This is a genomic window from Limnobacter sp. (genome assembly GCF_964228395.1).
Classification (GTDB): Bacteria; Pseudomonadota; Gammaproteobacteria; order Burkholderiales; family Burkholderiaceae_B; genus Limnobacter.
This window is the reverse complement of sequence record NZ_CAXQZX010000042.1, coordinates 1-8231: the sequence shown is the minus strand read 5'-3', so window position 1 is coordinate 8231 and position 8231 is coordinate 1. Positions and strand designations below refer to the sequence as shown.

The window sequence follows — 8231 nt, the reverse complement described above, 5'->3', positions numbered from 1 at the left end:
TCCGATCTCACAGCTGATTGTGTGGAACAAAATAGACGCCTGCGAGCGGTCTCCCGAGGTCGAGCGGGACGAGGGTGGTAACATTTTGTCTGTTTCCGTCAGCGCGCGTTATGGCGTGGGCCTGCCAGCCCTGCGTGAATGCCTGATTGAACTGGCGAGCCATTTTTATGCTCAAAGCAGAAGCATTGGCCCGCAACAAGACGCATTGCAGTGGGTTTGACAATCAAAATCATTTTTTAAGCAGTAGGAACAAGCATGTCTATGAATGATCCGGATTGGGGGCGTAATTCCTCGGGTGGTCAAAACAATGATGACCAGCCCAAGCCTCAAGACCAAGACAACCGGCGGCCCGGTGGTGGCCGCCAGGACGGCCCGCCCGATCTCGACGAACTTTGGCGAGACTTCAACAATCGCCTAAACAGGCTGTTTGGCAAGCGTGGCGGGGGCCCACGTGGACCTCGCGGCCCGGTGGGCGGCGGCGGTGGTGGTGCTCCCAATATGGAAGGTGCGGGCAAGGGCCTTACCGCCATTATCGGGATCGCCGCGGTTATTTGGCTCGCCAGTGGGTTTTACATTGTTCAAGAAGGTCGCGAAGCCGTGGTGCTTCAGTTCGGCAAGTACTCCCACACAGCCATGCCTGGCTTCCAGTGGCGCATGCCTTACCCAATTCAGTCCCACGAGATCGTGAACTCTTCGCAGGTTCGCATCATTGAAGTGGGTTACCGCAATGAGGTTCGTAGCAAGGTGCTGCGTGAGGCCCTCATGCTCACTGAAGATGAAAACATCATCGATATTCAATTTGCCGTGCAGTATCGCTTGAGCGATGCTGGGGCATATTTGTTCAATACTGCCGACCCCGATGAAACCGTCAAAATGGCCGCTGAAACAGCCATTCGCGAGGTGGTGGGGCGCAACAAAATGGACTTCGTCCTCTACGAGGGCCGTGAACAAATTGCGCTAAACACCCAAGAGGTGATTCAGCAAATTCTGGACAAATATCAAACCGGTATTTTGGTCTCCAGCGTGACAGTGCAAAATGTTCAGCCTCCAGAGCAGGTTCAGGCCGCATTTGATGATGCGGTCAAAGCGGGCCAGGACCGTGAGCGACTTAAAAACGATGGTCAGGCTTACGCCAACGACGTGATCCCCAGGGCGCGAGGCAATGCGGCGCGCTTGATTGAAGAAGCCAACGGTTACCGCGAAACCGTGGTGGCACAGGCCGAGGGTGATGCAGCACGTTTCAAGGCCGTGTTGACCGAGTTTGAAAAGGCGCCCAAGGTGACCCGCGAGCGCATGTACGTGGACACCATGCAAGAAATTTACAGCAACGTGACCAAGGTGATCGTTGACACCAAAAACAACAGTCAGTTGTTGTACCTGCCCCTGGAAAAGCTCGTTGAGCGCAGTGGCTCGTCTACTGGTAGCAATCAGGACAACGCCAGCCAGGCGGCAAGCAACGGCTCGGGCGGTGGCGCATCACCGGCCAGTCGCCAAAGCAACGAGAACTTTGACAGCAGTCTTCGCGATGCCATGCGCAATCGCGATCGTGGAGCACGATAATCATGCCTAAGATTTTTGTAGTAGTAGCGGCGGCGTTGATTGGTTTGTTTGTGACCAACACCTGCTTGTATGTGGTCGATGAGCGCCAATACGCCATCGTGTTTGCTCTGGGTCAGGTCAAAGAGGTTCGCCAAGAACCGGGCCTGTACGCCAAGCTGCCTGCGCCGTTCCAGAACGTTATTTTTCTGGACAAGCGCATCCAGACCATCGACACACCCGATGCAGAGCGTTTTATCACCTCCGAGAAGAAAAACCTCTTGGTAGACACCTACATCAAATGGCGAATTACAGACCCACGGCTTTACTTTGTTCGGGTCAGCGGTGATTCCCGCTTGGCGCAAAGCCGCATGACCCAAGTGGTCAAGTCTGCCCTGAACGAAGAAATCACCAAGCGCACAGTGCCCCAAATGGTGTCTGGTGAGCGCACCGTGGTGATGGAAAGCGTGGTGAACAAGGTCATGGACGACGCTGAGGAAATTGGTGTTGAAATCCTCGATGTGCGCTTAAAGCGCGTGGATTTGCTGCCAGAGGTGAGCGAGTCGGTGTTCCGCCGAATGGAAGCCGAGCGCAAGCGGGTGGCCAATGACCTGCGTGCTACGGGTGCTGCCGAGGCTGAGCAAATTCGCGCCGATGCGGATCGCCAGCGCCAGGTGATCTTGGCTGAAGCCTACCGCGAAGCACAAACTATCAAGGGGGAGGGTGATGGAAAGGCCGCTTCGATTTATAATGCTGCCTTTGGTCGCAATCCCGAGTTTTTTGCTTTCTACCGCAGCTTGGAAGCTTACAAGAAGTCCTTGAATTCCAAGTCGGACGTGATGGTGGTTGATCCGCAGTCAGAGTTCTTTAATTACCTGCAAAAGTCTAAGTAAATCAAAGGCTTTTAAGGTTTTTAAAACCATCCTCCAGCCAGAAAGGTTTTGCTTGGGGCAACTTTTGAAATGAGCGAGACCTTTTGGCTGGCCTTGGCCCTTGTGTTTGTCTTCGAGGGCCTGATGCCTTTTCTCTTTCCAAAGCAATGGAAAGAGACTTTCCTCAAGATAGCCGCGCTCAGCGAGGGCCAAATTCGCTTCATTGGCCTGATTGCCTTGGTGTTTGGCCTCGTGTTGTTTGTGGTTTTTTAACTGTTTGTCAAAAGCGTTGGAATAGTCATGTCTGCTTGGCTTTTGCCAGAGTCTGTTGCCGATGTATTGCCTTCTGAGGCGCGTCGCATTGAAGAGTTGCGAAGGTCCCTGCTGGATCGTTTTCGCGTATACGGTTACGAGCTGGTGATGCCTCCCATGCTTGAATACACCGAGTCCTTGCTTGGCAATGCAGATGCCTCTCTGGATTTGCAAACCTTCAAGCTGCTTGATCAGGCCAGCGGTCGAATGTTGGGCCTGCGGGCCGACACTACGCCTCAAGTGGCCCGCATTGATGCCCACATCCTTAATCGCAAGGGCGTGACTCGCCTGTGCTACTGTGGCCCAGTGTTGCACACCCAGGCCTTGGGTTTGCACACCACCCGTGAGCCCATGCAGTGCGGTGCCGAGCTTTACGGCTGCGGAGGGGTGGAGGCCGATCTGGAAATTCTAAGCCTCGCTGTAGACACGCTGAATCTTTCTGGTCTTAAAAACTACCGACTGGCCTTGTCCCATGCCGGTTTGCTTGCCGCAGTGCTTGAGGGCAGCCCGGTGCCCGAGCCCATGTTGCGGCAGGTACACCAAGCCTTGGCTCAAAAGGACCGTCCACGTCTGCAGGCCTTGCTGGCAGGCATCGATGGCTTAAGCGCTACTCAACGTGAAGCGGTTATTCGCCTGTTGGGGTTGTATGGCACCTTGGGGGGCACGCAGTGTGTATTGACCCGCGCCCGCGCTTGTTTGCCCGCCACCAAGGCTGTCCAAGCCGTGTTGGGCGAATTGCAAACCGTGGTGGATCGTTTGCAGGAAACGGTGTCTGTGGTGCCTGTGTTGGTGGTCGATCTGGCTGACCTCGCCAGTTTTGATTACCACAGTGGCCTTATTTTCTCGGCCTATGTGGATGGCTGCGCCAATTCCATTCTGCGGGGCGGTCGCTACGACGACGTGGGTGCTGTGTATGGGCGTGCACGCCCAGCCACGGGCTTTTCGGTGGACTTGCGTGAGTTGGTGGCCCTTCAGGCCGCTCTGCCAAGCCCCAAACGGGCCATTCGCGCGCCTTGGGTATTTGACCCCGCGCTCATGGCCAGCATTCGTGAATTGCGTTCGCAAGGCGAGGTGGTGCTTCAAAGCCTGCCCAACACCGATGCGGAAGAAGAAGAGTTTGTATGTGATCGGCAGCTTGTACTGGCAAACGCCGTTTGGACAGTGGTGCCGATGGGCATGAATCAGGAGAAATTGAAATGAGTTTTCGCAACGTGGTGGTAATCGGCACGCAGTGGGGTGACGAGGGCAAGGGCAAGGTGGTGGACTGGATGACCGACCACGCCCAAGGCGTGGTGCGCTTCCAAGGCGGCCATAACGCTGGCCACACTTTGGTGATTGGTGGCAAAAAGACAATTTTGCGCCTGATTCCCTCTGGTATTTTGCGGCCCGATGTGCAGGTTTTCATCGGCAACGGCGTGGTGTTGTCTCCCGAGGCTTTGTTGTCTGAAATCGATGAGTTGCAAGCCGGCGGCATCTCCGTGGAGGCCCGCCTGAAAATCAGTGAGGCCTGCCCCTTGATTTTGGATCATCACATCGCCTTGGACAAGGCACGTGAAGCCAAGCGAGGCGAGAGCAAAATTGGCACCACCGGCCGCGGTATTGGCCCCGCTTACGAAGACAAGGTGGCTCGCCGTGCCCTGCGGGTTCAAGACCTGTTTAATCCTGAAAGCTTCCGCGCCAAGCTTGAAGAAGTGCTGGACTATCATAACTTTGTGCTCACCCAGTACCTGGGTGCCCAGGCGGTGGACGCTCAAGTGGTATTCGACAAAGCCATGGCCCTGGCCCCGCGCATTAAGAACATGGTGGCCGACGTGCCCGCATTGCTTCAAAAGGCCAATGACGAAGGCAAGAATCTGCTGTTCGAGGGCGCACAGGGCGCTTTGCTCGACATCGATCATGGCACCTTTCCTTTTGTGACCAGCTCCAACTGTATCGCAGGAGCGGCTTCTCCTGGGGCGGGTGTTGGCCCGCAGCGCCTGCAGTATGTCTTGGGCATCACCAAAGCCTATGCCACGCGCGTGGGTTCTGGGCCTTTTCCCACCGAACTGTTCTGCGAAACCGGTGCCCATCTGGCCAAACAAGGCAACGAATTTGGTTCGGTCACGGGTCGTGCTCGCCGTTGTGGCTGGTTCGATGCAGCAGCCCTGCGCCGTACCATTCAGCTCAATGGGGTGAGTGGTTTGTGCATCACCAAGTTGGACGTGCTCGATGGCCTTAAAACCATCAAATTGGGCGTGGGTTACGAATTGGCCGATGGCACCAAAACCGACATTCTTCCTTTTGGAAGTGACAAGGTTGAAGGTTGCAAGCCAATTTTTGAAGAATTTCCTGGCTGGAGTGGCACCACCTTTGGTGTAAAAACTTACGATGCTCTGCCTGCAGAGGCCAAGGCTTACTTGACCCGCATGCAAGAGGTTTGCGGCGTGCCCGTGGACATGATCTCCACCGGTCCCGATCGCGACGAAACCATCGTACTGCGTCACCCCTTTAAGGCATAAGCCAACCCAACCTGGCAAGCGGGCTCGCCATGAAAAAACTGCATGTGGACTACCTGCAGTACCACCACCTAATCGACAAGGTGGTGGATCAGGTGCGCCAGTCCAGCTTCAAGCCAGACCTCGTTCTGGGCGTGTCGCGGGGTGGCTTGTTCTTGGCCGATGGTTTGTCGCGTTCATTAAAGTGCCCCATGGCCGTGGTGGCAGCCAGTTCTTACATGGGGCCATCGGGCACCGTGCAGGGCGGTTTGCAAATTTCTGCCAGCATTGCCAGCGTGGTGCCCATCCAAGGGCGGGTGCTTTTGGCTGACGATCTGGCAGACTCCGGGCAAACTTTGCGCCAGCTGCACACCCATTTGCAACATGCCCACCCGGCCATTTCCTCTTTAAAAAGCGCGGTGATCTGGGTCAAACCCAGTTCGGTGTTCCAGCCCGATTTCGCTGCTGAGCACTTGCATGACGATGTCTGGATTGTTCAGCCTTTTGAGGTTCGCGACTTCTAAACAATCAAATTGTTTAAATTGCTTTGAATTCCGTCTAATTTGACCTAAAAATGGGCTATTTTTGAGGTGTGTTATCCTATGGGCTTTTCAAAGCTTCAAGGAGACACCCAAGCAATGCCTGATGTGCAACGCAATACCCCCGCAGTTTCGCCTTCCTTTTTTCCCAAGTTTGAACCGCTTCATCACCTGTCCGCCCTCACGCTGGGCGTGGCCTTGCTCTGCGCGCCCGCTGCTGCACTGGCTGCTACGCTGACCTTGTCCAACGGCGACAAACTCACTGGCAAGGTGACCCGCTTGTCAGACGATATTCTGGTATTCAAATCGGCTTTGGTGGGCGAGGTTAAAGTGCCCTGGAGTCAAGTGAGCACCTTGAGCACCGACGATGGTGTGGTTGTTCAATTGAGCAACGGCAGCAAGGTGCGCGGTCAACTGGCCTTGAATGAGCAGGGCGAAGTGGTGATTGATCAAGGGCAATTGGGTAAGTCTGCGCCGCTTAAAAAGGCCGATGTGGCCATGCTCAACCCCCCGGTGATTGATTCTCGTACGAAATATTCCGGCCGAGCCAATTTGGGTGGTGTGTTCAACCGCGGCAATTCGGAAGACGACACCCTGAATCTGGATGCCGAATTTGTAGCCCGTACCTTGGAGAGTCGCTACACGGTCAACGTGGAAGTGAATGAGGCGGAGTCTGCCGGAGTCACCACAACATCCAACCGCTTGGCCAAAGCGCAGTACGATGCCTTTCTGAACGAAAAAGACTACCTGTTTGTAAACACCTCTGCAGAAAGCGATGAACTGGCCGATTTGAACTTGCGAACCTCGCTGGGCGCTGGTTACGGTCGGCAGTTTTGGGAAACAGAGCGTTCCAAACTGAGTGGCGAGATTGGCCTGAGCTATGTGAATGAAGACTACAAAATTGCGCCTGACGAGGCCTTTCCAACCCTCAACTTGGGCTCTAAATATGACCGCAAGTTTTGGGATGACAAGCTGGTTTTTTTCAACAACAGCAATTTATTGATCAGTCTGGAAGACACCAACGACACCTTGTTTAAAAATCGCCTCGGCATTCGCTTGCCGGTGACCAAAAATCTGAACCTGTCGACGCAGTTCAACGTGGATTACGACAACATGCCGCCACCTGGCATTAAAAAAACCGACACAGCACTTATTTTCAGTGTGGGTTACGGATTTCAGTGAATGTGTTGACATGCAGCCACAGTTGCTCAAGGCGCTCTGGCTGACACAAATAAACAAGGTGAATTCTGTAAAGTGCTGTACACTGCCTGCTGGTGCAAATGCACCAAGCAGCGCGGTTTTCGCCGTCCCGAATGCGGTGCGCAATAACATTTAAAAGCGCACATGCACAACCAACATTGCCAGCAATAAAGGGTGGGAAGTTTGAAGATTTGCAGCAAAGTGCAGGAGAATTTTTGGTGCCCAGGAGAGGACTCGAACCTCCACAGTGTTGCCACCACTAGGACCTGAACCTAGCGCGTCTACCAATTCCGCCACCTGGGCATCAGGTGCGAGCCGTGAATTTTAATGAAATAAAAACTTTTGTCAATGCATAAAACAGAAATAAAAATACCAAGTCGCGAAGACATCTTGGCCGTGTTGCGCCAAAGCCAAACACCGCTGACCCGCGAGCAAGTGTTTGAGCACCTAAAACTGACTGAAGACCAAATCCCGATTATTGAAAAACGCCTCAGCGCCATGGAGCGCGATGGCCAGTTGATGCCCAACCGCAAAGGCCTTTTGCTTTTGTCCACCAAACTGGACTTTGTGGCGGGCAAGGTGGCCGGTCATCGAGATGGTTTCGGATTTTTGATCCGGGATGACCGGGGCCCAGACGCATTCCTTTCCCCACGCGAAATGCAAAAGGTGCTGCACGGCGACCGGGTGTTGGTACGCATTACCGGCACCGACCACCGGGGCAAGCCCGAGGGCACCATAGTGGAGGTGACTGAGCGGCGCACCAACCGCTTGGTGGGCAGATTGGTGTCCGAGCGTGGCATCTTGCTCGTCATTCCCGAAGACCAACGCATCAAACACGATATTTTGGTGAGCCCCAAAGACGTGGGGCAAGCCATTCCCGGGCAAGTGGTCACCGTTGAAATCGTGGAACAGCCCACCCGACATTCCCAACCCATTGGTCGCGTGGTTGAAGTGCTGGGCGAACTCGACGACCCGGGTATGGAAATCGAAATTGCCGTGCGCAAATTCGATGTGCCCTACGAATTCGACTTGCTCACCATGAATCAGGCCGAGAGCCTGCCCTCTGTCGTAGAGCACAAAGACCTCAAAGGCCGCGTTGACCTGCGCGATGTGCCGTTTGTGACCATTGACGGTGAAGACGCAAGGGATTTCGATGACGCTGTGTACTGTACTCCCGCGGATTCCATCAAGGGAGGTTGGCGTTTGTTGGTGGCCATTGCCGACGTAAGCCACTATGTGGAGCCGGGCACCCCTATTGACAAAGAGGCCACCAAACGCGGCACCTCGGTGTATTTCCC

General features: G+C 54.7%; 8 protein-coding genes, 1 tRNA gene and 1 pseudogene. 9 read left to right on the top strand and 1 reads right to left on the bottom strand.

The window, feature by feature from the left end; all coding sequences use genetic code 11:
- The 8 genes and pseudogenes from ACEQU8_RS03260 to ACEQU8_RS03225 form a co-directional block, all read left to right on the top strand.
- Positions 1 to 220, top strand: a pseudogene (locus ACEQU8_RS03260) (GTPase HflX); the annotation flags it as partial.
- A gap of 35 nt (positions 221 to 255) precedes the next feature.
- The gene (gene hflK, locus ACEQU8_RS03255; protein WP_370261431.1) at positions 256 to 1560 is read left to right on the top strand and encodes an FtsH protease activity modulator HflK; all 1305 of its coding nucleotides are present in this window, start codon (positions 256 to 258) and stop codon (positions 1558 to 1560) included.
- A 2-nt stretch (positions 1561 to 1562) separates the two neighbouring features.
- Entirely contained in the window at positions 1563 to 2429 is an 867-nt protein-coding gene (hflC, locus tag ACEQU8_RS03250; protein ID WP_370261430.1) for a protease modulator HflC, read from the top strand.
- A gap of 69 nt (positions 2430 to 2498) precedes the next feature.
- Entirely contained in the window at positions 2499 to 2681 is a 183-nt protein-coding gene (locus ACEQU8_RS03245; protein ID WP_370261429.1) for a DUF2065 domain-containing protein, read from the top strand.
- 27 nt (positions 2682 to 2708) lie between these two features.
- Positions 2709 to 3920, top strand: coding sequence for an ATP phosphoribosyltransferase regulatory subunit (locus tag ACEQU8_RS03240; RefSeq protein ID WP_370261427.1), 1212 nt, complete (start codon positions 2709 to 2711; stop codon positions 3918 to 3920).
- Positions 3917 to 5218 (top strand): adenylosuccinate synthase, encoded by a 1302-nt coding sequence (locus ACEQU8_RS03235; protein ID WP_370261426.1) that lies wholly within the window; start codon positions 3917 to 3919, stop codon positions 5216 to 5218. Before ACEQU8_RS03240 ends, ACEQU8_RS03235 begins: the two co-directional genes overlap by 4 nt.
- 29 nt (positions 5219 to 5247) lie before the next feature.
- A complete protein-coding gene (locus ACEQU8_RS03230; protein ID WP_370261425.1) occupies positions 5248 to 5718 on the top strand; it encodes a phosphoribosyltransferase in 471 nt (156 codons plus the stop codon).
- Positions 5719 to 5832: 114 nt separating this feature from the next.
- Positions 5833 to 6915 carry a YdiY family protein gene (locus tag ACEQU8_RS03225; protein WP_370261423.1) on the top strand — a complete coding sequence of 361 codons (1083 nt, stop codon included), beginning with the start codon at positions 5833 to 5835 and terminating at the stop codon, positions 6913 to 6915.
- Between the two features lie 234 nt (positions 6916 to 7149).
- Here the strand turns inward: ACEQU8_RS03225 and ACEQU8_RS03220 are convergent.
- A tRNA-Leu gene (locus tag ACEQU8_RS03220) sits at positions 7150 to 7236 on the bottom strand.
- A gap of 45 nt (positions 7237 to 7281) precedes the next feature.
- On the opposite strand from ACEQU8_RS03220, the gene ACEQU8_RS03215 reads away from it, so the two are divergent.
- The coding region (locus tag ACEQU8_RS03215; RefSeq protein WP_370261422.1) for an RNB domain-containing ribonuclease at positions 7282 to 8231 on the top strand (950 nt) is incomplete at its 3' end.